Raw genomic sequence first — 21791 nt, 5'->3', positions numbered from 1 at the left:
ATGTGGGACTACGCGCCCGCGCCCGAGTCGCGGGAGATCGCGAACCTCAAGCCCGCCTACCGGATGTTCCTCGACGGCGAGTTCGTCGAAGGCTCGGGCGAACCCCTCAAGTCGATCGACCCCGGCACCGAAGAGGTGCTCGCCGAGGTGTCGACCGCGTCCGAGGCCGACGTCGACCGCGCGGTGAAGGCGGCGCGCAAGGCGTACGACCGGGTCTGGGGCCGGATGCCCGGCTCCGAACGGGCCAAGTACCTGTTCCGGATCGCGCGGCTGATCCAGGAACGCGGCCGTGAACTGGCCGTGCTGGAGTCGCTCGACAACGGCAAGCCCATCAAGGAGTCGCGGGACGTCGACGTCCCGACCGCCGCCGCGCACTTCTTCTACCACGCGGGATGGGCGGACAAGCTCTCCTACGCCGGGTTCGGGCCCGACCCTCGGCCGTTGGGCGTGGCCGGTCAGGTGATCCCGTGGAACTTCCCGCTGCTGATGGCGGCGTGGAAGATCGCGCCCGCGCTGGCGTGCGGGAACACCGTCGTGCTCAAGCCCGCCGAGACCACGCCGTTGAGCGCGCTGGTGCTCGCGGAGATCTTCCAGCAGGCCGACCTGCCGCCGGGTGTGGTGAACATCCTGCCGGGCGCGGGTGACGTCGGCGCCACGCTGGTCGCGCACCACGACGTGGACAAGGTCGCGTTCACCGGGTCGACCGAGGTCGGCAAGATCATCCAGCGGCAGCTCGCCGGCACCGGCCGCAAGCTGACGCTGGAACTGGGCGGCAAGGCGGCGAACATCGTGTTCGACGACGCGCCGCTGGACCAAGCCGTCGAGGGGATCGTCAACGGCATCTTCTTCAACCAGGGGCACGTCTGCTGCGCCGGATCACGCCTGCTGGTGCAGGAATCCGTGGCCGAGGAGCTGCTGGAGAAGCTGCGGACGCGGATCTCGACGTTGCGCGTGGGCAACCCGTTGGACAAGAACACCGACGTGGGTGCGATCAACTCGCGTGAGCAGCTCGCCAAGATCCGGGAGCTGAGCGAGGTGGGCGACGCCGAGGGCGCCACGCGGTGGACGTCGTCGTGTCCCTTGCCCGACAAGGGCTTCTACTTCGCGCCGACGGTGTTCTCCAACGTGTCGCAGGCGATGCGCATCGCCCGTGAGGAGATCTTCGGCCCGGTGCTGTCCGTGCTGACGTTCCGCACGCCGGACGAAGCCGTGGCCAAGGCGAACAACACGCCTTACGGCCTGTCGGCCGGTATCTGGACCGAGAAGGGATCCCGCATCCTTTGGGCCGCGCAGAAGCTGCGTGCCGGGGTCGTGTGGGCCAACACGTTCAACCGCTTCGACCCGACCGCGCCGTTCGGCGGGTACCAGGAGTCGGGCTTCGGCCGCGAGGGCGGTCGCACGGGCTTGGAGGCGTATCTCGATGTCTGAGCGGGTCGCGGTGGCCAAGACGTACAAGCTGTACCTGGGCGGGGCGTTCCCACGGTCGGAATCGGGGCGCAGCTACCCGGTGTCCGACCCGCGCGGGACGTTCCTGGCCAACGCCGCGCAGGCGTCGCGCAAGGACGCCCGGGACGCGGTTTCCTTCGCCCGCAAGGCTTTCCCGGGGTGGTCGGGGGCCACGGCCTACAACCGGGGGCAGGTGCTGTTCCGCGTCGCCGAGGTGTTGGAGGGGCGGCGGGAACAGTTCGTGTCCGAGGTCGCCTCGGCCGAAGGGGTGCCCGCGAAGAAGGCCCAGGGGCTGGTCGACGCGTCGATCGACCGGGTGGTCTGGTACGCCGGGTGGACGGACAAGATCGCGGCGGTGCTGGGCGGGGCGAATCCCGTTGCCGGGCCGTACTTCTCGTTCTCCGTGCCCGAGCCGACCGGGGTCGTCGGGGTGTTGGCGCCTCAGCAGTCGTCGTTGTTGGGGCTGGTCAGCGCCGTGGCGCCGGTGATCGCTTCCGGCAACACGGCCGTGGTGGTGGCTTCGCAGGACCGGCCGTTGCCGGCGGTGACGTTGTCGGAGGTGCTCGCGACCTCGGACGTGCCGGGCGGGGTGGTGAACGTGCTGACCGGGCTGACCGGGGAGATCGCGCCCTGGTTGGCTTCGCACGGTGATGTGAACGCGTTGGACCTGACCGGTGCGCCCGAATCGTCGCGGGCGGATCTGGAACGGTCGGCGGCGGGCACCGTGAAACGCGTGTTGCGGCACCGTGACGAGGACTTCACCCAGACGCCGGATCTGGTGCGGCTGCGCACTTTCGTCGAAACCAAGACCGTGTGGCATCCCGTGGGGGTATGACTGGCCGTCTTCCGAGACGGAGGTACCCCGTGTCCGACGACGCGACCGACCATTACGCGGACCTGCTCGACAACGGCCCCCTGCCCGACGAGGCGTTGTGCCTCACGGCCGTGCGCGGACTTTCCGTGGACGAGGCGTTAAGGCGCTATGGCGGATTCCGGTCCGCACGCACGGAAACACTGCGCGACGCGGGCCGGTACTCGCTCGACGCCTACCCCGACGAGTTGTCCCTGGTGGTCGCCGACGAAGTCGACGGATGGGTGCTGTTGGCCCACGACAACGGTTGGGAGGGTGCCTCGACAGAGGTGCTCGCGCGGCTGTCGACGGGGACGACGGCGGCTGTCGCGTACTGGAACGTGGACTTCGACAGTTCGCTCGCGGTCGCGGTCGACGGGCGCGTGCACGCCTTCGAGTTCATCGTCGGGGAGTCCACCGACGACCCGGTGCTCGGCCCGTACCTCGACGGCCTGGATTTCGAGGACGCCGAACGCATGTGCGCGGCCTCGTTGGCCTTCGTCGAGCGGGTAAGCGGCGTTCGTCTGACCGACGAGTGGATCCGGGCGCCGCATCCGGTCTCGGCGGTCGCGGACGACCTGTGTTTCACAGGTCCGACCGGTTGGACGAGCACCGCCGCTCCGGAACTGGTCGGCAGGCCGGTCGACGCGGCCGTCGACTGGGCCTGTCAGGCGGCCGGCATCCGCGTCGACGACGACCACCCGCCGGTGGTCGACCTCTACCTGCGGGCGTTGGAGGCACAGTGGGCGCGATGTCTGCCGGCCGATCCCGATGCGCCGAAGGTCCGGAGACTTCAGGATCAGGTGCGACGACGCAACGCGGACAAGAGCATCGAACGGGCGCTGTTCGCGCGGGCGCACGCGGTGAGCGCGATCGAAGGGCTTCGGGCCGGAAACGTCGACCGGGTCCTGTACAACGCGTGCCAGGTCGACCCGGCGCGATGGCCGGAGTTGCGGGCGCTGCTCGGTCGGTGAGCCGCACCGACAGCGAATCCCGGGCAGAGTGGAATCCTGCGACCGGGGGAAGGTGCCATGGACGACGCGACCGACCATTACGCGGACCTGCTCGACAACGGTCCCCTGCCCGACGAGGCGTTGTGCCTCACGGCCGTGCGCGGGTTTTCCGTGGACGAGGCATTGAGGCGATTCGACGGGTTCCCGTCCGCGCGAACGGAAACCCTGGCGGACGCGGGACGCACCTCGGTCGACGCGTTCCCGGACCTGCTCCCGCTCGTCGTGGCGGACGAGGTCGACGGATGGGTCCTGCTGGCGGAGGACAACGGGTGGCATGGCTCCTCGGCGGAGATGTTGGCCCGGCTGTCGAAAGGAACAGTGGCGGCGAGTGCTTACTGGAACGTCGACTTCGACAGTTCGCTGACCCTCGCGATCGACGGCCGGGTGCACGAGTGCGACTTCATCAGCGAGCACGAGTCGGACGATCCCGCGCTCGCCCCCTTCCTGGCCGGACTGCCGTTCGACGATGCCGAACGGATGTGCGCGGCCTCGTTGGCATTCGTCGAGCGGGTCAGCGGGGTGCGGGTGACCGACGAGTGGGTCCGCGCGCCGCATCCCGTGTCGGTTGTCGCGTCGGCGCACCGGTTCGTGGCCTCGGCGGGATGGATCGAGGCGAACGCCCCTGAGCTGGTCGGTCTCGACATCGGGCCGGGGATCGCGGCCCGGGTCGCGGGCGAAGGGTCGCGGGTGGAGTGGCACCGGCAGGCCCTGGAGACCCTGTGGGCGCGGTGTCTGCCCGTCGATCCGGACGGGGACCGGGTGGCTCGGCTCCAAGCCCACGTGCGGCAGCGCGATGCCGACCGCGGGCCGGAGCAACGGCTGTCGGCGCTCGCTCATGCCGCCGCCGCAAGGGAAGCGCTGGACGCGGGCGACCTGGATTCCGCGCTCTTCAACGCCTGTTGTGCCGACCCCGGCGGGTGGGAAGGGCTGCGGGAGTCTCTCAGAAACTGATTCCAGACCGTACGAACTCGTATCGGCGGGCAAAGTTTCCTTGACGACCCCATGGGTTCGTGCGAGGTTGGGAGCACTCCGGGTCAGGGGGAATCACATGACCCGGGGTGACTCGCATTCGGGGGGATTCGAGGCGTCACCGTCTTAGATCTTTCACCGCTCCCTTATGCGCGCATTCCTGTCGGAGGCGAGGGAGTGGAGTGTGTGCGCGCCGTGGGCTACCAATGGGTTCCTCCTGTGCCACCGAGACCTCGCGTCCGGCGGACGGGTGCCTCGTGCACCCCGACGACGACGGTCCGTCCGGCGCGCGCAGTCGGACGGACCGTTCCCACCGCAGCGAGGAAGGTCCCCCGATGGCGTTTCCCGAACCGCACGTCGCCGACGACGCGGTCGACCACTACCACGACCTGCTCGAACGGGACGTGCTGCCCAGGGACGCGGTGTGCGTCGCGGCGGTGCGCGGGCTGAGCCTCGACGAGGCGTTGCGGCGGATCGACGGATTCCGGTCCGCGCGCCGGTCGACGGTCGCCGACGCGGGGCGGGCCGCGTTCGACGCGTTCCCCGACGAGCTGCCGCTGGTGGTGGCCGACGAGGTCGACGGGTGGGTGCTGCTGATCGAGGACAACGGCTGGTGGGCCGCGTCCGAGCGGGTCCTGCGGGTGCTCTCGGCGGGCACGGTCGTGGCCGGCGCCTACTGGAACGTGAACTTCGACAGCACGCTCGCGCTCGCCGTCGACGGTCGCGTGCACGACCTGGATTTCGTGGCGGACAAGGAAACCGTCGACCCCGCGCTCACGACGTTCCTCGACGGGCTCGACTTCGCGGACGTGGAACGCTCGTGCGCCATGGCTTTGGCGTTCGTCGAACGGGTGAGCGGCGTCCGGATCACCGAGGAGTGGGCGACCTCGCCGCACCCCGCGTCGGTCATCGCCGACCCGTGGGTGTTCGCGAACTCCGCGCGGTTCCTGGAGAACAACGCGCCCGAGCTGATCGGCGCGGACGTCGGGCGCGCGGCCGTCGAGTGGGCGTGCGCGATCGCCGGGATCTCGCCGGACGCCGACCTGCCGGCCGTGCGGGAACTGCACCGGCAGGCGCTGGAGGCGCGCTGGGACCGCTGCCTGCCCGTCGAGACCGACCGGGTCCGGCGGCTTCGCCGACCCGGCGCGGACGCCGCCGTCGAACGGCGCCTGCTCGCCAAGGCGCACGCCGTCCGCGCGGTGGAAGCGTTGCGGGACGGCGACATCACGACCGTGGTGCAGAACGCGTGCCAGGTCGACCAGACCCGGTGGCCCGAGCTGCGCGAGCGGCTACGCCGGCACCAGGACGTCCTCGAACAGGGACCGCAGGGGCTCTGACGGTCCGCTCATGCCGAGCCGGCAGGCGGCCACGAACGCCTCGCGGTCCAGAGCCGTGAGGTCCAGCCGCCAACCGGCCTCCAGCAGGAGCTGGGCGAAGAACGCGCGCTGCGCCCGTCCGTTGCCTTCGCGGAACGGGTGCAGCGCGTTCACCTCGACGTAGTAGTGGGCCAGCCGGTCCAGCAGCTCGGCCCGCGCCAGGCCACGCAGGTACTGCTCCTTGCGCAGCTCCTCGAACAGGCCGGACGCGTAAGGCTCGATCTGCCGCCACGAGGCGAACGGCGCCGTGCGCGCGATGTCGACCCGCCGGACCTTGCCCGCCCACGGGTAGAGGTCGCCGAAGATGTGTCGGTGAAAGCGGCACAGGTGGGGCAGGTCGTAGAGGCCGGGCAGGGGCGTGAGTTCGAGTTCCGCGATCCGCAACGCGCTCAACCGCGCCTCCGCGGCCTCGCACACGCGCGGGTCGGAGATGTCGAAGTTGTTGAGCAGAACGCCGGTCCCGGGGTCTCGGTAGGGGTCCGCGAAGGTCACCGGGAGCGGAGCGCCTCGATCTCGCGCGCGATGGCGTCCTCGATGTCCAGGCGGCCGGCCGCCACCTCGCGCATGGTCGCGACGGTGTCCTCGCCGACCGTGAGTCCTTCAAGGGACACGCTGGCCAACGCGTCGGCAAACGCTTGCGGCGCGGGTCGGAACAGCCGCCGGAAGTAGCGGGCCATCACCTCACGGGAGACCTCGGCACTGCTCGGCTCGGACTCGGGCAGGTCGCCCCGGGCGTCACGCCACGGCTCCTCGCCGTGCGCCATCTCGCTCAGCTCGTGCCGGGAGAAGTGGCCGTAGCGCTCCACGACGGACGCCACGACGTCGCGTTCCCGCGCGGCCAACCGGGACGGGTCGCCCTCGTGCCACGAACAGACCTCGCTGCGCCCCTCGTGCCGGTAGTAGACCTCGGGCACGACGGGTCCGCGCTTCCACGCCTCGATGCGGGCCTCGAACAACGGGGTGTGCTCGGTCGCCAGGTGCCAGCCCTGGGCGTAGTAGAGCAGCTTCTGCAGCTTCATCGGCGACTCGGGGCCGGTGGCCGCGAGCACCGCCGCCGCGACGTCGTGCACGTTCGCCATGCCCCGCCTCCCACAGGCCGTGTGACCTGCCCATTCTACCAGTCGGTGAGCTGCGTCAAAGGGACCACACGACACCCGCGGATGCGGCAGGATCGACCGGAACGCGTAGGGGGTTGGTGAAGTGGAATCGGGTTTCCGCGTCGACACGGCGGCGCTCGCCCAGTACGGCTCGACCGCCGGCGGGCTGGCCGGCGAGGTCGGCACCGTCGGCACGTCGACGCTGAGCGGCACGACGTCGCTCGCGGCGGGCAGTTTCGGCGCCCTCGGCGACGAGGTCGGGCTCGGCGCGGCGTTCCAGCGGGCGGCACAGGCCCAGGTGGACGGGGTCGCGGCCGGGGCGCAGGGGCTGTCGGCGTTCGCGTCGGAGGTCACGAAGACCGGCCAGGCGTACGACGCGCAGGAGCAGCAGAACAGCGCCGACCTGAACAGGGCGTACAAAGTCTGATGGACGTCGGTGGATTCCTCGCCGGTCTGGTCCAGCCCATGAAGGACCACCTGGCCAAGCTCGACGGCGACATCGGCGGCGCCACCCGCGCGGCCGAGTCGTTCGGCAAGGCGTCGTCGGCGTTGACCGAGATCGACGGGCGGCACACCGGTGCCGCCAACGCGGCGCTCGGCACCTGGTACGGCGAGAAGGCGAACGCGTTCCAGGCGCGCGTGTCGACGTTCTCCGGCGGGGTGCGGACGTTGGCGCGCAACGCGACCACGATCCAGAACGGCGCGACGGCCGCCGCCCAGGCGGTCGGCACCGGGCGGGCCACGATCCAGGGACTCATCGACGAGTTCGTCGGCTGGGCGCAGCCCCGGCTGGCGGCGGCGATCGGGGCCACGCTGTTCGGCGGGCTGGGTCCGGCGTTGGCCATGGCCGCCGTGATCACGTCGGTCGCCCGGGACTACGAGGCGCGGTCGGCGCAGGAGCTGGAACGCGTCCGCACCGAGCTGACCAACGTCGTCACGCAGCTCCAAGGGCTCCAGCCCGCGAACTTCGCCGGGGTGGGCGACCCGTTGGGCGTCGAGGGCGGCGGCACCACGACCGCGTCGTCGTCGATCGAGACGCCCGGCCGCGACCCGCAGCAGCCGGGGTCGGTCGGGTCCTCCTCCGGTTCGTCCTCCGGGTCCGGTGGCGGCGGCGGTGGCGGCGGCGGTGGTGGAGGCGGCGGGGGCGGTGGAGGCGGCGGCGGTGCCTCCGGGCCACGCCTGCCGGTCGCGATCCCGCCGCAGCCGGGCACGGGCGTGGGCGTCAACCTGCCCGACGGCAGTTCGGCCGAGGCACCCAACGAGACGGCCGCACGGGCGGTGCGCAACGCCTTGTCCGCGTTGGGCACGCCTTACGTCTGGGGAGGCGCCAACCCGCCGCAGGGCACGGACTGCTCGGGGTTGACCCAGTGGGCGTACAAGAACGCCGGGTTCGACATCCCGCGTCCGGCGTCCTCGCAGGCGATGGGCGCGTCCGTGCCGCCGAACCAGCTCCTGCCCGGCGACCTCGTCGTGTGGGACGGGCACGTGGCGATGGTGATCGGCAACGGCCAGATGGTCGAGGCCGGCGACCCCGTGCAGGTCAACCCCATCCGCACGGACAACATCGGCATGGGTTTCCTGGGCTTCTACCGACCGACGGGCTGAGGACGTGGACGACACCACCCGCGCCGCCGAACAGGCCGCGCACACCGGACAGCGCATCGCCGAGCACCTGGACCGCACCGGGCCGGTGCTCGGCCGCGCGTCCTCGCCGGACGGCGCCGTGACCGTGACGACCCCGCCTGGCACGCCGCCGACCGACATCCGCGTCACGGCCGCCGCGCTGAACATGGGGCCGCAGGCGTTGGCCGCGGAGATCGTGCGCGTGGCCGCGAAGGCATCACGGGACGCCGCCGCCCGCCTGCACCGAAGCCTGGACCGCGTGGTCGACCCGGCCACGTCCCGGGCCCTGACCGAGATGGGCTTCGCGCCGGGCGAGGTCGAGGACGACTTCACCGGCGGCTACCTGAGGGGACCGCGATGAGCAGGCTCGAGGCGTCGCGGTTCGCGGCCGACCGATTGACCGAGGTCCTCGCCCGGACCGTGGGCCGGGCCGAGCACCCCAGCGGGCTCGCGCGCGTGACCGCCACGGCCAACGGCGAACTGCGCGACCTCCAACTGCACCCCGCCCTGCTCGCCCAGGGCCCCGACGCGGTCGGCCGGACCGTGGTCGAGACGGCACGGCTGGCCACCGACGCGGCCGTGCAGACTTCCTTCAACGAACTCGCCAAGGCGCTCGGCGACGGCGTGGCCATCGCGGTGGAGGCGTTCGTGGGGGCGCCGCCGTTCCGCGTCGAGGCGGAACGTTCCGTGGCCGAACCCGAAAGTACTTCCACACCCTTCGCACCTGCGCCAACACCGCCGGTCACCGGCCCGCCGGCCCGCGCGCAGCGGCCCCGGCCACCGGCCGAAGAGGACGAGGACGCCTACTTCGCGGACCCTTTCCGTGGTCAACGGCGGTCCTGAGCGATCGACCCCGTACGCTTGCCAACGCACGGCTATGGGGTATGGCGTGACCGGGAGGTCGGATGGCTCAGGACATCGTCCCGATCGAGCTGGGGCTCACGCAGGGTGATGTCGTCACCCTGTGGGCTCCCCGCTGGCGGGAAGAGGGCGAGGAGTGGGAAGCCTTCCTCGGTCATGAGGAGAACCTGTACGTGTTCCCCGACGCCGCGCACCTCGCGGCGTTCGTCCGCAAGACCGAGGAGCACGACCTCACCGACCACCCGGCGTGGCACGCGATCCCCGGCCTGTCGGTGGGCGAGCTGTCGCCCGACGACAACCACCAGTTCGACCTGGTCGGCGTGCCGGAGCTGGTCGCGGAGGAGCCCGACACCTGGGTGATCGGCGAACTCGCCGACGTGGTGTCGATCGTGCGCTCGCTCGCGGACGTGTGCGAGCTGGAGAAGGTGCACGAGATCCTCGACTCGGCCGAGGGCTTCGCGCTGCTGCCGCAGGGCACGCTGCCGTTCACCGGCCGCGACGGCGCGGCGCTGTGGACGGAGATCTCCGAGGTCGTCGCGGAGAAGTGGGACGACGTGCTCGACGCGCTCGACGAGGTCGTGGCCCAGCCCGACGTCGACGAGGCCGAACTCGAACGCGCCCAGGAGGAACTGGCCGCGTTCGAGGAGGCCAACGCCGCCGCTGCCGCCACGTCCGACGACGAGGACGACGAGGACGAGGACGGCGAGCCCACCGGCTTCTGGGCCGAGGTCGGCATCGACCCGATCAAGATCATCAGTGGCGCGGGCGAGTACTACACGCTGCGCTGCTACCTGGACGAGGAACCCGTCTTCCTGGGCCGCAAGGGCCGGATCGACGCGTTCACCTCGCCCCGCGCGCTGTCGCGGTTCATCGTCGAGGCCGACGACAACGACCTGTCCGAGGTGTCCACCTGGGGCGAGCTGGTCGTCAAGGCGACCGGCGGCGACCTCGACGTGGAGATCGACCCGGACAACGTCTACGTGCTGACCGGGCTCGACGAGGACATCGCCGACGGCCCCGACGCGGTCGACCCGACCCAGCTCGACCTCGTGGTCGAACTGCTGGAGGACGCGGGCGACTGGGCCGGCGACGACACCGTGAAGGTGGCGCTCAACCAGTCCGAGTCGCTGGGCTGGCTGGTGTCCTACGTGCTCAAGCCCGACCCCACGCGGCTCGCGCCGTCGGCGCCGTTCGACGCCGAGGTCACCGCGTGGCGCACGCTGGTCGCGTCCTTCGAGGACCGGCTGAAGGTCCACTAGTCACAACCGGACAAGGCCCCGCCGGAGGTCCGGCGGGGCCTTGTCCGTGTCAGCGCGACAGTGCGGCGTAGCCCGGTTCCACGATGTCCTGGATGATCGAGCGGCGGTCGTCCAGCGGCAGGAACGCCGCCTTGGCCGCGTTGACGGTGAACCGGCGCAGGTCGTCCAGGCCGAAGCCGAACCGGTCGACCAGCACGCCGAACTCCCCGGACAGCGACACGCGGCTCATCAACCGGTTGTCGGTGTTGACCGTGACCCGGAAGCCCAGCTCGTCCAGGCGCTTGATCGGGTGCTCGGCCAGGCTCGCCACGGCGCCGGTGTGCACGTTGGACGTCGGGCACATCTCCAGCGCGATCCGCCGGTCGCGCACGTACGCGGCCAGGTGGCCGACCTCGTCGCCGCGCACGTCCTCGATCAGGCGCACGCCGTGGCCCAGGCGCTCGGCGCCCGCGTACTGCACGGCCTGGTGGATCGACTCCGGGCCGTCGGCCTCGCCCGCGTGGATCGTGAAGTGGGCGTTCTCCCGGCGCAGGTACTCGAACGCGGACAGCTCGCGGGTGGGCGGGAAGCCCAGCTCCGGGCCGGCGATGTCGAACCCGACCACGCCCGCGTCCCGGTAGCGGACGACCAGGTCGGCGATGCGCTGCCAGTCGTCGTTCTGGCGCATCGCGCACAGCAGTGTGCCGACCCGGATCCGGTTGCCCGACGCCGCCTCGCCCTGGCGGAAGCCCTCCTGCACGGCCTCGACGGCCTGCGCCAGGCTCAGGCCCTTGTCCGTGAACAGCTCCGGGGCGTAGCGGATCTCGGCGTAGACCACGCCGTCGTCGGCCAGGTCCTGGGCGGCCTCGCTCGCCACGCGGACCAGCGCGGCCTCGTCCTGCATGACGCCGCAGGTGTGCGCGAACCCCTCCAGGTAGCGGACCAGCGAACCCGAGTCGGCGTTGTCGCGGAACCAGTCGCCCAGCGCCTCGGGGTCCGTGGTCGGCAGACCCTGGTGCCCGCTCTCCTCGGCGAGTTCGATCACCGTCGACGGGCGCAGACCGCCGTCGAGGTGGTCGTGCAGCAGGACCTTCGGCGCGGCGCGGAGAACCTCCGGGGTCAGCGAAGCCATGCCCGCAACGGTAGACCCCCGAACGATTCAGGTGCTTGATCACCTTCATGTGTCCAGAACCACTCGATCTTGTCGATATGACGCCGTTGTCGACTCGTGACGGAGAACTTTCCGCGATCGGACAGGCGTTTCCCTCACTCGGGCGGCCCAATGCGCCGACCCGACGCTGTGAGCGGGCGTCGCATTACCCTCTGGTACGGACCGCTCTTGTCACTCCAACGGAGTACCCACAAGGGCAGTAAGGGGATTACGCAGCGGGGGGTGGTTCGTTCCAGGGCCGAAACTGGTTAGGCTGCCGGAGGTCTCCCCTCCCCACCTCTGGACGAAGGCACGCGAGCCTGTGAGCGATAACAACAACTCCACGATGTCCTTCGACCGGATGCGCAACATGCTCACGCGCGCCGCGGAGATCCGTGAGAGCGAACAGCAGCAGATCTTCGACGCGCTGGACGAGATCCACGCCCGGATGTCCCCGCTGGAGACCCTCGGGTCCGTGCGCAAGCGGCTGTCCGAGCTGCCCGACCGCACCGAGGTCGGCGTGCTCGCCGAGCGGCTCGACGAGGCACTGTCCCGGCTGGAGTCCCAGGACCAGGCGGTCCAGGAGATCGGCCGCGCGGTGGAGGGGCTCGTCGACAAGCTCGCCAAGCCGTTCGCGCAGCTCGACGGGCGGTTGGACGGGGTGGCCGGCCGGTTCGAGGGCGTCGCGGGTCGGATGGACGGCTTGGAGGACAAGCTGTCGCACATCCACAAGCGACTCGACGACCTCGACCTGCACCTGGACAAGCAGGACGGCAAGACCGACGCCGTGCCGAGCCTGGTGACGGCGCCGCTGCGCGAGCGGATCGAAGCGCTGGAGGCGGCGCTGCGCGGTCGGCTCGACGAGGTGGACGAGGGCGTGCACGAGCACCTCGACGGCACGCGCGAGGCCCTGGCCCGGTCCGTGGCCGACGCGTCGACGTCGCTGTCCGAGACCGTGGTCGCGGCGCGTGACGCGGTGAGCGGTGCGGTGTCGTCCGCACAGGACTCGCTGACGTCGGCCGTGCGCGACAGCCGGGACTCGGTGCACGGGCGCCTGGACGAGACCCGCGAGAGCCTGCGCGCGGCGCTCGACGAGACCCGCGACCAGGTCGACGCGACCGACCGCCTGGAGGCCCTGGCCCAGCGGTTGGAGCAGGTCACGTCGCGACTGGACACGATGACGTCCCGGTTGGACTCGGTGGAGGACGACTTCGCGAGCCGGATCGCCGAGCTGTCGGGCGTGGTGTCCTCGGGCATCTCCGCGGTCGAGGGCACGCTGTCCGCGCGTCCGGACTCGGACTCGCTGGCGGCCATGGTCCGCAAGAGCAACCAGGAGTCGGAGCTGCGGATCGGCGGGCAGCTGGACGAGGCCATGGCCACGTTCGCCGAGCTGATCCTCGGCGGCGGTCCGGCCACGCCGCCCCCGCCGCCCACCGCGCTCCCCCGGCCGCAGCGCCGGACCCGCAAGGGCCCCAAGGACGCCCGGGTGGACGACGACGACCTGACCGCCGAAGGCGCCTGATCCACTCAGACCCCACAAAGGCACCCCCGTCGGGGGTGCCTTTGTGCTTTCCACGCGAGTTATACGTTCAGACACCGCGAGTTATGCGTTGGGACACCCCCAGTCATGCACTCGGGCACCACGAGTCGTGCACTCACGATCTAGAACGGGAACTCACGCGGGTAAGGCGTCCGCGGCACGGTGGTGAACGCCGGACCCACCACCACGGTCTGCCCCGTCAAAGGGTTGCGAATGGTCTGCCGTTCGGGACCATGGGCCGCCGCCCGCGTGTTCTGCGTCGCCGGGTCGTCCGCACGCCACGTCCCGGTGTCGAGCCGGTGGAACAGCGACTCGAACGCGGTGATCTCCTCCGACGCCGTGAACCGGCAGTGCCCCGCCCGGTCGACGGCGTACTGGCGCAGGTTGTCCGGCCGAAGCGCACGCCGGGCGTAGACCGTCTCGTTGGACAGCGGCAGCACGCCGTCGTACCGGTTGTGCACGGTCACGACCGGCCACGGGTCGAAGCCGAGCGGAACGCCCAGGTACGCCACCGCCCGAAGATCCGGGGTGACGCGCGGTGCCGCCGCCAGCCGGTCGAGATCGGCGTCCAGATCGAGCCCCGCGGTCCGATAAGCCTCGACCACCAACCCTTTCGCACCGGACCGGTCGAGCACGCGGCGGTAGTCGACGAGCAGGTTGCCGCTCGGGTTGCCACCGGCCCGGCGTTCGAGATCGGCACGGGCCGTGCCCACGGCCGCCGTGCGGAAGTACTGCACCCACACCCGTGCCCAGTACAGCCGATCGGCCAACTCTGTCGGCGCCGGCACGGTCGGGTCGAAGGCCGCGGGGACGTCGCCCAACGCCGCCGCCAACGCCACCCGTGCCGCGCCCGCCGGGTCGACGGCCCGGTCGACCGCGTCGTAGGCGGCCTGCTCGTTCGCGGCCGGGTCGATGGCCTTGACCAGTGCGAAGTCCGCGCCCAGCAACGTCTTCACCGCGAACATCACGTCGAGGCCCGAGTTCCAGTACGCCCCGCTGCCCGCCATGGCACCGCACAGGGTCAGCACCCCGGAGAACCGGTGGGCGTTTCGCTCCGCGAGCACGGTCGCCGTGGCACCACCGGCCGACTCGCCCGCCGAGATCGTGCGCCTCGGCGGCCCGACGGTGCGGCGGAACCAGTCCAGGAGCGCGAGCTGGTCGCGCGGCCCGTCCTCGACGGACCAGCCGACCGGCTGCCGGAACTTCGACGCGGCCAACGCGTACCCGCGTGACAGCAGGTACTCCTCGGTCGCGGGCTGATCGGTCAGCGCGATCGTCGGCGGTTCCACGCCGTACGCGCCGTGGCTCCACAGGACCAACGTGCCGTTCCACGAGGACGGCACCATCACGCGGTACTTCGCGCCGTCGATCTCGCCCTCGTACCGCGTGACGGTGTCCGCTCGCGCGGGTAAGACCGTCGTCGTCATCGCCACGATCGTCAGGACCAGGATGCCCAGTCGTCTCATGACGTCTGTCTAATCGACGTTCGTCGAACCCCTCGAAAACTGACGACAAGCCCCCGATGCCGGACATCAACCCCGGATCGTGTCGAGCACCAGCGGACGTGCCGCGGGCGGCCCAGCGCCCACCGACCACGCGTCCGCCAGACCTGCCAACACCACCGGGATCGCGTCCGGGGTGTCGGTGCGCAGCTCCAGCACCGGCTGTCCCTTCACGACCCGGTCGCCCGGCTTGGCGTGGCACAGGATTCCGGCGCCGAACTGCACGGGGTCCTCCTTGCGCGCACGCCCGGCACCCAGCCGCCACGCGCCGACGCCGACCGCGTACGCGTCCAACGTGGTCAGGTACCCGTCTTCCGACGCCTCCACGACGTGCGTGTGCGTGCCGACCGGCAACGGCGCGTCGGGGTCGCCGCCCTGCGCCCGGATCATCCGCGCCCACACCTCGTACGCCTCGCCGGACGCGAGCACGGCCGCCGGGTCGCGGTCGATCCCGGCCGATGCGAGCATCTCGCGGGCCAACGCCACGGTCAGCTCCACGACATCGGCCGGTCCGCCGCCGCGCAGCACCTCGACGGACTCGGCGACCTCGACCGCGTTGCCGACCGCACGCCCCAGCGGCACGGACATGTCCGTCAGCAAAGCCGTGGTGCGCACGCCGTGGTCCACGCCGATGCCGACCAGCGCGGCGGCCAGCGCACGGGCGTCCGCCTCGGTCTTCATGAACGCGCCGGAGCCGACCTTCACGTCCAGCACCAGCGCGTCGGCGCCCTCGGCGATCTTCTTGGACATGATCGACGCGGCGATCAGCGGAATGGACTCGACCGTGCCCGTGACGTCGCGCAACGCGTAGAGCTTCTTGTCGGCCGGGGCCAACCCCGAGGTCGCCGCGCACACCACGGCGCCGACCGACCGCAACTGCGCCTCGATCTCGGCCTCGGACAGCGCGGCCCGCCAGCCGGGCACGGACTCCAGCTTGTCCAACGTCCCGCCGGTGTGCCCGAGCCCGCGTCCGGACAGCTGCGGCACAGCCGCGCCACACGCCGCGACCAGGGGCGCCAGCGGCAACGTGATCTTGTCGCCGACGCCGCCGGTCGAGTGCTTGTCCACGGTGGGCCGGCCGACGTCGAGCCTCAAGGTCGTACCGGATTTGATCATCGCCTGGGTCCAGCGGGCGGTCTCGCGGGCGGTCATGCCGTTGAGGAACACGGCCATGGCCAGGGCGGACATCTGCTCGTCCGCGACGACGCCCCTGGTGTAGGCGTCCACGACCCAGTCGATCTGGTCGTCGTCCAGCTCGTGCCGGTCCCGCTTGGCCCTGATCACGTCGACAGCGGTGTGCGTCATGGCAGATCCTCCGGTCCGAACGCGTCGGGCAGGACTTCGGTCATGGGCCTGATGCCGTGCGGCGTGTCCACGAGGCACTCGGGGCCGCCGAGTTCGTACAGGAGCTGGCGGCAGCGTCCGCACGGCATGAGCAGCTCGCCGTCGCCGGAGCGGCACGCCACGGCGACGAACCGGCCGCCGCCGGTCAGCCGGAGCTGGCCGGCCATCGTGCACTCCGCGCACAACCCCAGGCCGTACGAGGCGTTCTCGACGTTGCACCCGGTGACCACGCGGCCGTCCGAGCACAGCGCCGCCGCGCCGACGTGGAGGCCCGAGTACGGCGCGTACGCCAGGGAGGCCGCTTCCTGCGCCTTACGCCTCAGGTGGTCCCAGTCAGCCACGGCGGTACACCACCCCGTCGGCGGCGGGCATGCGTAGTCGTTGGGACGCCACGGCCAGCACGACCAGCGTCACCAGGTGCGGCGCGTACGTGGTCAGCTCGCTGGGCACCTCGTCGACGCTGTAGTACACGGCGTACAGGGCGACGGCGGCCACGATCCCGAAGGCCGCCGCGAACCAGCGCCGCCGGACGAGCTGCCAGATCACGATGACGCCGAGCAGCAGCACCGCGCCGTAGATCAGCGCCAGGAACGTCTTGCCGCCGCTGCGCAACTGGAGGCCGTCGGCGTAGCCGAACAGGGCCGCGCCGCCGAGCAGGCCGCCGGGCCGCCAGTTGCCGAAGATCATCGCGGCGAGGCCGATGAAGCCGCGCCCGTTGGTCTGGCCTTCGAGGTAGCCGGGCTGGCCGGGGTTGAGCACCAGGGCCGCGCCGCCGATGCCGGCCAGCGCGCCGGACGCCAGCACCGCGAAGTACTTGTACCGGTAGACGTCCACGCCCAGCGACTCGGCCGCGACCGGGTTCTCGCCGCACGACCGCAGCCGCAGGCCGAACCGCGTGCGCCACAGGAAGTAGTAGGTGAACACGACGAGCAGGACGGCCAGGATCGTCAACGGCGACACGCCCGTGACCAGGCCGCGCAGGATGCCCGCGACGTCGGAGATGCCGACGCGCTGGGCGTTCTCCAGCTCGGCCAGCCAGTCCGACAGGCTCGACGACGCCGAGTACGTGTCGAACTTGGGCACGGCCGGCGACTCGCGCGGGTTGTGCGAGATCGGGAAGAAGATCAGCGTGGACAGGTACTTCGTCAGGCCCGCGCCGAGCAGGTTGATCGCCACGCCGGACACGATGTGGTTGACGCCGAACGTGACCGTGGCGATGGCGTGCAGCAGGCCGCCCAGCGCGCCGAACGCGGCGGCCGACAGCAGCGCGGCCCACGGACCCCACTGGTAGCCCGCCCACGCGGCACCCCACGTGCCCATGATCATCATGCCTTCGAGGCCAATGTTGACCACGCCCGCGCGTTCGGCCCACAGGCCGCCGAGCCCGGCGAGCAGGATCGGCAACGCCAGGCGCACGGCGGTCTGCGTGGTGCCGCTGGACGTGAGCTGCGGAACGTCGGTCAGGTACGACGTCGTGGACAGCAGCACGACCGCGCCCGCGACCCCGAGCACGCCGACCAGCCAGCCGGGTACGCGCTTCTTGCGCGGCGGCGGGACGGTCGTCGGTGCCTCGGACGGGTTCATCAACGACGTGCTCATGCCGCACCCACCGTTCCCAGCTGCTTGCCGACCTGCCGTTGCCGCGCGGCCAACTCGAACCGCCGCACGACCTCGTACGCGACGACCACGGACAGCACGATGGAGCCCTGCATGATGGTCACGATCTCGCGCGGCACGCCCACGTTGTCCAGCGCCAGGCCCGACTTGTCGAGGAACGCCCACAGCAGCGCGCCGAACGCGATGCCGCCCGGGTGGTTTCGTCCGAGCAACGCGATCGCGATGCCGGAGAACCCGATGCCCGCCGGGAAGTTCAGGTTGTACGTGTGGTCGCGGCCCAGGATCTCGGGCATCGACACCAGGCCCGCGATGCCGCCGGAGAGCAGCATCGCGATCAGCACCATCTTCTTGGCGCTCACGCCGCCCGCCGCCGCGGCCGTGGTCGACTCGCCCGACGCCCGCAGCTCGAACCCGAACCGGGTGCGGTTCATCAGCACCCAGTAGCCGATGCCGAGCGCGGCGGCCAGGAAGACCAGGCCGAACACGGTGCCGTTGTCGCCCAACGGGATGCCGGGCACCCGGCCGCTCTCCGCGATCTCGGGCGTGCGGATGTTGTTGCCGCGCAACTCGCCGAACACGTCCTCGCGGATGAGGTACGCGGCAAGGCCCAGCGCGAGGCCGTTCATCATGATCGTGGAGATGACCTCGTTGACGCCCCGGGTCACCTTGAGCACCGCCGGAATCGCCGCCCACAGGGCGCCGACCAGCGCGGCCACCACGATGATCGCCAACGCGTGCAACCCGGCCGGGAGGGCGAACGACCCGCCGAAGACCGCCGCCACCACGGCCGCGACGCGGTACTGGCCCTCGACGCCGATGTTGAACAGGTTCATCTGGAAGCCGATCGCGACCGCCAGGGCCGCGATGTAGTACGTGCCCGTGCTGTTGACGATGTCGACGGCGGTCGTGCCCTCGCCGACCTGCGACACCATCGCGCCGAACGCCTTGAGCGGGTTCGCGCCCGAGACCACGAGCGCGATGCCGCACAGCAGCGCGGAGAACAGGATCGCCAGGGCGGGCGGCAGGAGTTTGCCGCGCAGGATTCCCATCACTGCCCTTCCGGGTCGGGAGCGGTCGCGCCGGTGCCGCCGGCGTCCGGGGCGCCGAGGTCGGCCCGGTGTCGACCGGACGGGTTCGACCGGTCCGGGTCGTCGGGGGCCGGATCGGCGCCGGTGGGTGCCGAGTCGGAGTCGGCCGGATCGGCACCGGTCGCGCCCGGGTCGGCACCACCCGCCCCCGAACCGGCCGGGTCGGGGCCACTCGCGCTCGGGGCGGCCGGGTCGGTGCCCACCACCTCGGGGCCGGTCGTCGCGCCCGTCATGGCACTGCCCAGGTCCTCCGGCGTGACCGAGGACGGGTCGGCGTCGGCGACCAACCGGCCGCGCAGCATGACCTTGATGGTGTCGGACAGGCCGATCAGCTCGTCCAGGTCGGCGGAGATCAACAGCACCGCCAGCCCGCCGCGCCGCGCCCGCTTGATCTCGTCCCAGATCAACGCCTGCGCGCCCACGTCGACACCGCGCGTCGGGTGCGCGGCGATCAGCAGCACGGGATCGCCCGAGAGTTCCCGGCCGACCACGAACTTCTGCTGGTTGCCGCCGGACAACGCCGCCGCCGGCACGTCCACGCCGGGCGTGCGCACGTCGAACTCGTGCACGATCCGCCGCGTGTCCTTCTTCGCACCGGCCAGGTCCAGCCATCGGCCGTTCGACACCGGCTTGCGGGTCTGGTGGCCGAGGATCCGGTTGAACCACAACGGCTGCGTGAGCAGCAGGCCCTGGCGGTGGCGGTCCTCGGGGATGTAGCCGATGCCCGCCTCGCGCCGGGCGAGCGTGCCCAGCTTCGTGATGTCCTTGCCGGACAACGAGACCCGGCCGTGCGAGGCGGACCGGATGCCCATGATCGTCTCGACGAGTTCGGTCTGGCCGTTGCCCTCGACGCCCGCGATGCCGACGATCTCACCGGCGTGCACCGTCAGCCCGATGCCGTCGAGCACGGGCCGCGTGCCCTCCTCGGCGACCAGGCCCAGGTCGGCGACCTCCAGCACGACCCGGTCGGTGACCGTGGACTCGCGGGTCTCCGGGCTGGGCAGCTCCGAGCCGACCATCATCTCGGCGAGCTGCCGCGACGACACGGTCTTCGGGTCGGCCGTGCCGACCGTGGTGCCGCGCCGGATCACGGTGACCGAGTCGGCGATCGCACGGACCTCGTCGAGCTTGTGCGAGATGAACAGGAACGTGAAGCCGCGCTCCTTCATGCCGCGCAGGGTGGCGAACAGCTCGTCGACCTCCTGCGGGACGAGCACGGCCGTCGGCTCGTCGAGGATGATCACCTTGGCGCCCCGGTAGAGCACCTTGAGGATCTCCACGCGCTGCCGGTCGGCGACGCCGAGGCGTTCGACCAGCACGCCGGGGTCGACGTCGAGCCCGGTGGAGCCGGCCAGCTCGCGGATGCGCGCCCGTGCCTTGGCACCGATGCCGTGCAGGGATTCGGCGCCGAGGACGACGTTCTCCAGCACGGTCAGGTTGTCGGCGAGCATGAAGTGCTGGTGCACCATGCCGATGCCCGCCTTGATCGCGTCGGCCGGCGTCCGGAAGCGGACCCGGGTGCCGCCGATCTCGATCGTGCCCTCGTCGGGCTGCTGCATCCCGTAGAGGATCTTCATCAGGGTGGACTTGCCGGCGCCGTTCTCGCCGCACAGCGCGTGCACCTCGCCCACCGCGACGGACAGGTGCACGTCGCTGTTGGCGACGACGCCGGGAAAGCGCTTGGTGATGCCCGACAGGACGACCGCAGGGGTGCTCAAAAGCTCCTCCAACCACGCACAAGGCCCCGCGAGCCGATCTCGCGAGGCCAGGTGCAGTACCGCAGGGATCAGCTGCTCGGCTTGTCCGACACCACGATCTGACCCGAGATGATCTGGGCCTTGTAGCCCTCCAGGACCGCCTTCAGGTCGTTGTCGATCTTGCCGCCGGAGGTCGCGTAGCCGACGCCGTCCACCTTGAGGTCGAAGACCTTGGGCAGGCTCGCGAGGTCGTTCTTGGCCACGGCCTTGACGAAGTCGTACACGGCGACGTCGACGCGCTTGAGCATGGACGACACGATGACGTCCTTGGACTCGGCGACGGTGGCCTGGTTGTACTGGTCGGAGTCGACGCCGATGGCCTTCACGTTCGCCGTCTTGGCCGCCGAGAACACGCCCTTGCCGGACGCGCCGGCCGCGTGGTAGAGCACATCCGAACCGGCCTCGATCTGGCCCTTGGCCGCTTCCTGGCCCTTGGTCGGGTCCTGGAAACCGGTGAAGTCGCCGGCCGGCGTCAGGTACTTCTTCTCGATCTTGATGTCCGGCGCGGCCTTCTTGGCGCCCTGCTCGAACCCGGCGTCGAACTTCTGGATCAGCGGGATCTTCACGCCGCCGATGAAGCCGACGTGGCAGTTCTTCGACTGGTACGCGGCGATGACGCCGGCCAGGAAGGAACCCTGCTCCTCGGCGAAGGTCAGCGGGGTGACGTTGGCCGCGCCCTCGACCGCGCCGTCCACGATCGCGAACTTGACGTTCGGGAACTGCGGCGCGACGACCTTGAGCGACTCGGCGTACGCGAAACCGACGCCGACGATCGGGTTGTAGCCCTCGCTCGCGAGCTGGCGCAGCCGCGTCTGCTTGGCGTCCTCGGCCTCGTTGGGGGCGGCGGTCAGCTCCTTGACGTCGGTGATGCCGAAGTCCGCCTTGGCCTTGTCCAGGCCCGCAGCCGCGGAGTCGTTGAACGACGCGTCGCCGCGACCGCCGATGTCGTAGGCCAGGCCGACCTTGAGCGCCTTGCCGTCGACCTTCTCGCCCGCCGCTGTGCCGGACGACGTGGCGGCTGCCGCGGCCGGCGGCTTCTCCGCGAACTTGCAACCACCGGAGGCACTGGTGGTCGAACTGCCTCCGCTGGTGCCACCGCTGTCCTTGGCGCACGCTGCCATGGACACGATGCTGGTCAGCGCGATCGCGGCCACCGCGAGGCCGCGAATTGGACGACGCACGGCTCGTCTCCCTCCCTGCTCGGCAGAGCAGTCGTTGACCCGACGCCGTCGTCGGGGGCTCCGAGTGGCGAACCGTACCCCGTGGTAACCCGCGCCGCCCGAGGACCGGCTCGCACGTGACCTAATCGTTGGTGGCCCC

21 protein-coding genes are annotated in these 21791 nt (G+C 71.0%); 11 read left to right on the top strand and 10 right to left on the bottom strand.

Annotated features, from left to right (window positions below; genetic code table 11):
• The 5 genes from F4559_RS02165 (at nucleotide 1) to F4559_RS02145 (ending at nucleotide 5615) form a co-directional block, all read left to right on the top strand.
• The gene (locus tag F4559_RS02165) at nucleotides 1–1428 is read left to right on the top strand and encodes an aldehyde dehydrogenase family protein (protein WP_184665906.1); all 1428 of its coding nucleotides are present in this window, start codon (nucleotides 1–3) and stop codon (nucleotides 1426–1428) included.
• On the top strand, nucleotides 1421–2281 hold the full coding sequence (locus F4559_RS02160; protein ID WP_184665905.1) for an aldehyde dehydrogenase family protein: 861 nt from the start codon (nucleotides 1421–1423) through the stop codon (nucleotides 2279–2281). Before F4559_RS02165 ends, F4559_RS02160 begins: the two co-directional genes overlap by 8 nt.
• Before the next feature lie 29 nt (nucleotides 2282–2310).
• Entirely contained in the window at nucleotides 2311–3270 is a 960-nt protein-coding gene (locus F4559_RS02155; RefSeq protein WP_184665904.1) for a DUF6461 domain-containing protein, read from the top strand.
• A gap of 57 nt (nucleotides 3271–3327) precedes the next feature.
• Nucleotides 3328–4260 carry a DUF6461 domain-containing protein gene (locus F4559_RS02150; protein WP_184665903.1) on the top strand — a complete coding sequence of 311 codons (933 nt, stop codon included), beginning with the start codon at nucleotides 3328–3330 and terminating at the stop codon, nucleotides 4258–4260.
• Nucleotides 4261–4613: 353 nt separating this feature from the next.
• Nucleotides 4614–5615 (top strand): DUF6461 domain-containing protein, encoded by a 1002-nt coding sequence (locus F4559_RS02145; protein ID WP_184665902.1) that lies wholly within the window; start codon nucleotides 4614–4616, stop codon nucleotides 5613–5615.
• Here the strand turns inward: F4559_RS02145 and F4559_RS02140 are convergent.
• Nucleotides 5568–6146, bottom strand: a complete 579-nt coding sequence (locus F4559_RS02140; protein ID WP_184665901.1) for a Fic/DOC family protein — start codon at nucleotides 6144–6146, stop codon at nucleotides 5568–5570. The genes F4559_RS02145 and F4559_RS02140 overlap by 48 nt on opposite strands.
• Entirely contained in the window at nucleotides 6143–6733 is a 591-nt protein-coding gene (locus F4559_RS02135) for a type II toxin-antitoxin system antitoxin SocA domain-containing protein (protein ID WP_184665900.1), read from the bottom strand. Before F4559_RS02135 ends, F4559_RS02140 begins: the two co-directional genes overlap by 4 nt.
• Nucleotides 6734–6854: 121 nt before the next feature.
• Here F4559_RS02135 and F4559_RS02130 point away from each other — a divergent pair, with 121 nt between their 5' ends.
• The 5 genes from F4559_RS02130 to F4559_RS02110 all read left to right on the top strand — a co-directional run bounded on the left by F4559_RS02130 (nucleotide 6855) and on the right by F4559_RS02110 (nucleotide 10494).
• Entirely contained in the window at nucleotides 6855–7178 is a 324-nt protein-coding gene (locus F4559_RS02130) for a type VII secretion target (protein ID WP_184665899.1), read from the top strand.
• Nucleotides 7178–8356: a bifunctional WXG100 family type VII secretion target/C40 family peptidase gene (locus F4559_RS02125; RefSeq protein WP_184665898.1), complete on the top strand. Its 1179-nt coding sequence runs from the start codon at nucleotides 7178–7180 to the stop codon at nucleotides 8354–8356. Before F4559_RS02130 ends, F4559_RS02125 begins: the two co-directional genes overlap by 1 nt.
• Before the next feature lie 4 nt (nucleotides 8357–8360).
• On the top strand, nucleotides 8361–8735 hold the full coding sequence (locus F4559_RS02120) for a hypothetical protein (RefSeq protein WP_184665897.1): 375 nt from the start codon (nucleotides 8361–8363) through the stop codon (nucleotides 8733–8735).
• The gene (locus F4559_RS02115) at nucleotides 8732–9217 is read left to right on the top strand and encodes a YbaB/EbfC family nucleoid-associated protein (RefSeq protein WP_184665896.1); all 486 of its coding nucleotides are present in this window, start codon (nucleotides 8732–8734) and stop codon (nucleotides 9215–9217) included. Before F4559_RS02120 ends, F4559_RS02115 begins: the two co-directional genes overlap by 4 nt.
• A 62-nt stretch (nucleotides 9218–9279) precedes the next feature.
• Nucleotides 9280–10494 carry a SatS C-terminal domain-containing protein gene (locus tag F4559_RS02110; protein WP_184665895.1) on the top strand — a complete coding sequence of 405 codons (1215 nt, stop codon included), beginning with the start codon at nucleotides 9280–9282 and terminating at the stop codon, nucleotides 10492–10494.
• A gap of 49 nt (nucleotides 10495–10543) precedes the next feature.
• Here the strand turns inward: F4559_RS02110 and F4559_RS02105 are convergent, their stop codons facing one another.
• Nucleotides 10544–11605 carry an adenosine deaminase gene (locus F4559_RS02105; protein WP_184665894.1) on the bottom strand — a complete coding sequence of 354 codons (1062 nt, stop codon included), beginning with the start codon at nucleotides 11603–11605 and terminating at the stop codon, nucleotides 10544–10546.
• A 364-nt stretch (nucleotides 11606–11969) separates the two neighbouring features.
• Here F4559_RS02105 and F4559_RS02100 point away from each other — a divergent pair, with 364 nt between their 5' ends.
• Nucleotides 11970–13145 carry an apolipoprotein A1/A4/E family protein gene (locus tag F4559_RS02100; RefSeq protein WP_246445044.1) on the top strand — a complete coding sequence of 392 codons (1176 nt, stop codon included), beginning with the start codon at nucleotides 11970–11972 and terminating at the stop codon, nucleotides 13143–13145.
• Between the two features lie 140 nt (nucleotides 13146–13285).
• Here F4559_RS02100 and F4559_RS02095 read toward each other — a convergent pair whose 3' ends face one another.
• The 7 genes from F4559_RS02095 to F4559_RS02065 form a co-directional block, all read right to left on the bottom strand.
• Complete coding sequence (locus F4559_RS02095) at nucleotides 13286–14629, bottom strand: alpha/beta hydrolase family protein (RefSeq protein WP_184665892.1); 1344 nt, start codon at nucleotides 14627–14629, stop codon at nucleotides 13286–13288.
• Between the two features lie 66 nt (nucleotides 14630–14695).
• Nucleotides 14696–15970 carry a thymidine phosphorylase gene (locus F4559_RS02090; protein ID WP_184665891.1) on the bottom strand — a complete coding sequence of 425 codons (1275 nt, stop codon included), beginning with the start codon at nucleotides 15968–15970 and terminating at the stop codon, nucleotides 14696–14698.
• Entirely contained in the window at nucleotides 15967–16350 is a 384-nt protein-coding gene (locus tag F4559_RS02085) for a cytidine deaminase (RefSeq protein ID WP_184665890.1), read from the bottom strand. Before F4559_RS02085 ends, F4559_RS02090 begins: the two co-directional genes overlap by 4 nt.
• Nucleotides 16343–17608 (bottom strand): ABC transporter permease, encoded by a 1266-nt coding sequence (locus F4559_RS02080; RefSeq protein WP_184665889.1) that lies wholly within the window; start codon nucleotides 17606–17608, stop codon nucleotides 16343–16345. Before F4559_RS02080 ends, F4559_RS02085 begins: the two co-directional genes overlap by 8 nt.
• Nucleotides 17605–18675 carry an ABC transporter permease gene (locus tag F4559_RS02075; protein ID WP_184665888.1) on the bottom strand — a complete coding sequence of 357 codons (1071 nt, stop codon included), beginning with the start codon at nucleotides 18673–18675 and terminating at the stop codon, nucleotides 17605–17607. The genes F4559_RS02080 and F4559_RS02075 overlap by 4 nt, the downstream gene beginning before the upstream one ends.
• Nucleotides 18675–20432: an ABC transporter ATP-binding protein gene (locus F4559_RS02070; RefSeq protein ID WP_184665887.1), complete on the bottom strand. Its 1758-nt coding sequence runs from the start codon at nucleotides 20430–20432 to the stop codon at nucleotides 18675–18677. Before F4559_RS02070 ends, F4559_RS02075 begins: the two co-directional genes overlap by 1 nt.
• Nucleotides 20433–20500: 68 nt before the next feature.
• A complete protein-coding gene (locus F4559_RS02065; RefSeq protein ID WP_184675369.1) occupies nucleotides 20501–21640 on the bottom strand; it encodes a BMP family lipoprotein in 1140 nt (379 codons plus the stop codon).
• Nucleotides 21641–21791: the final 151 nt, after the last annotated feature.

The organism is Saccharothrix violaceirubra, assembly GCF_014203755.1.
Lineage (GTDB): Bacteria > Actinomycetota > Actinomycetes > Mycobacteriales > Pseudonocardiaceae > Actinosynnema > Actinosynnema violaceirubrum.
Note: the sequence above shows the minus strand (reverse complement) of the source record. Positions and strands in the feature narration are given on the sequence as shown.

Coding starts and splice junctions, on each gene's coding strand:
- F4559_RS02165 (WP_184665906.1), top strand. CDS start 1: ATGTGGGACTACGCGCCCGCGCCCGAGTCGCGGGAGATCGCGAACCTC.
- F4559_RS02160 (WP_184665905.1), top strand. CDS start 1,421: ATGTCTGAGCGGGTCGCGGTGGCCAAGACGTACAAGCTGTACCTGGGC.
- F4559_RS02150 (WP_184665903.1), top strand. CDS start 3,328: ATGGACGACGCGACCGACCATTACGCGGACCTGCTCGACAACGGTCCC.
- F4559_RS02145 (WP_184665902.1), top strand. CDS start 4,614: ATGGCGTTTCCCGAACCGCACGTCGCCGACGACGCGGTCGACCACTAC.
- F4559_RS02135 (WP_184665900.1), bottom strand. CDS start 6,733: ATGGCGAACGTGCACGACGTCGCGGCGGCGGTGCTCGCGGCCACCGGC.
- F4559_RS02125 (WP_184665898.1), top strand. CDS start 7,178: ATGGACGTCGGTGGATTCCTCGCCGGTCTGGTCCAGCCCATGAAGGAC.
- F4559_RS02115 (WP_184665896.1), top strand. CDS start 8,732: ATGAGCAGGCTCGAGGCGTCGCGGTTCGCGGCCGACCGATTGACCGAG.
- F4559_RS02110 (WP_184665895.1), top strand. CDS start 9,280: ATGGCTCAGGACATCGTCCCGATCGAGCTGGGGCTCACGCAGGGTGAT.
- F4559_RS02105 (WP_184665894.1), bottom strand. CDS start 11,605: ATGGCTTCGCTGACCCCGGAGGTTCTCCGCGCCGCGCCGAAGGTCCTG.
- F4559_RS02100 (WP_246445044.1), top strand. CDS start 11,970: ATGTCCTTCGACCGGATGCGCAACATGCTCACGCGCGCCGCGGAGATC.
- F4559_RS02095 (WP_184665892.1), bottom strand. CDS start 14,629: ATGAGACGACTGGGCATCCTGGTCCTGACGATCGTGGCGATGACGACG.
- F4559_RS02090 (WP_184665891.1), bottom strand. CDS start 15,970: ATGACGCACACCGCTGTCGACGTGATCAGGGCCAAGCGGGACCGGCAC.
- F4559_RS02080 (WP_184665889.1), bottom strand. CDS start 17,608: ATGAGCACGTCGTTGATGAACCCGTCCGAGGCACCGACGACCGTCCCG.
- F4559_RS02075 (WP_184665888.1), bottom strand. CDS start 18,675: ATGGGAATCCTGCGCGGCAAACTCCTGCCGCCCGCCCTGGCGATCCTG.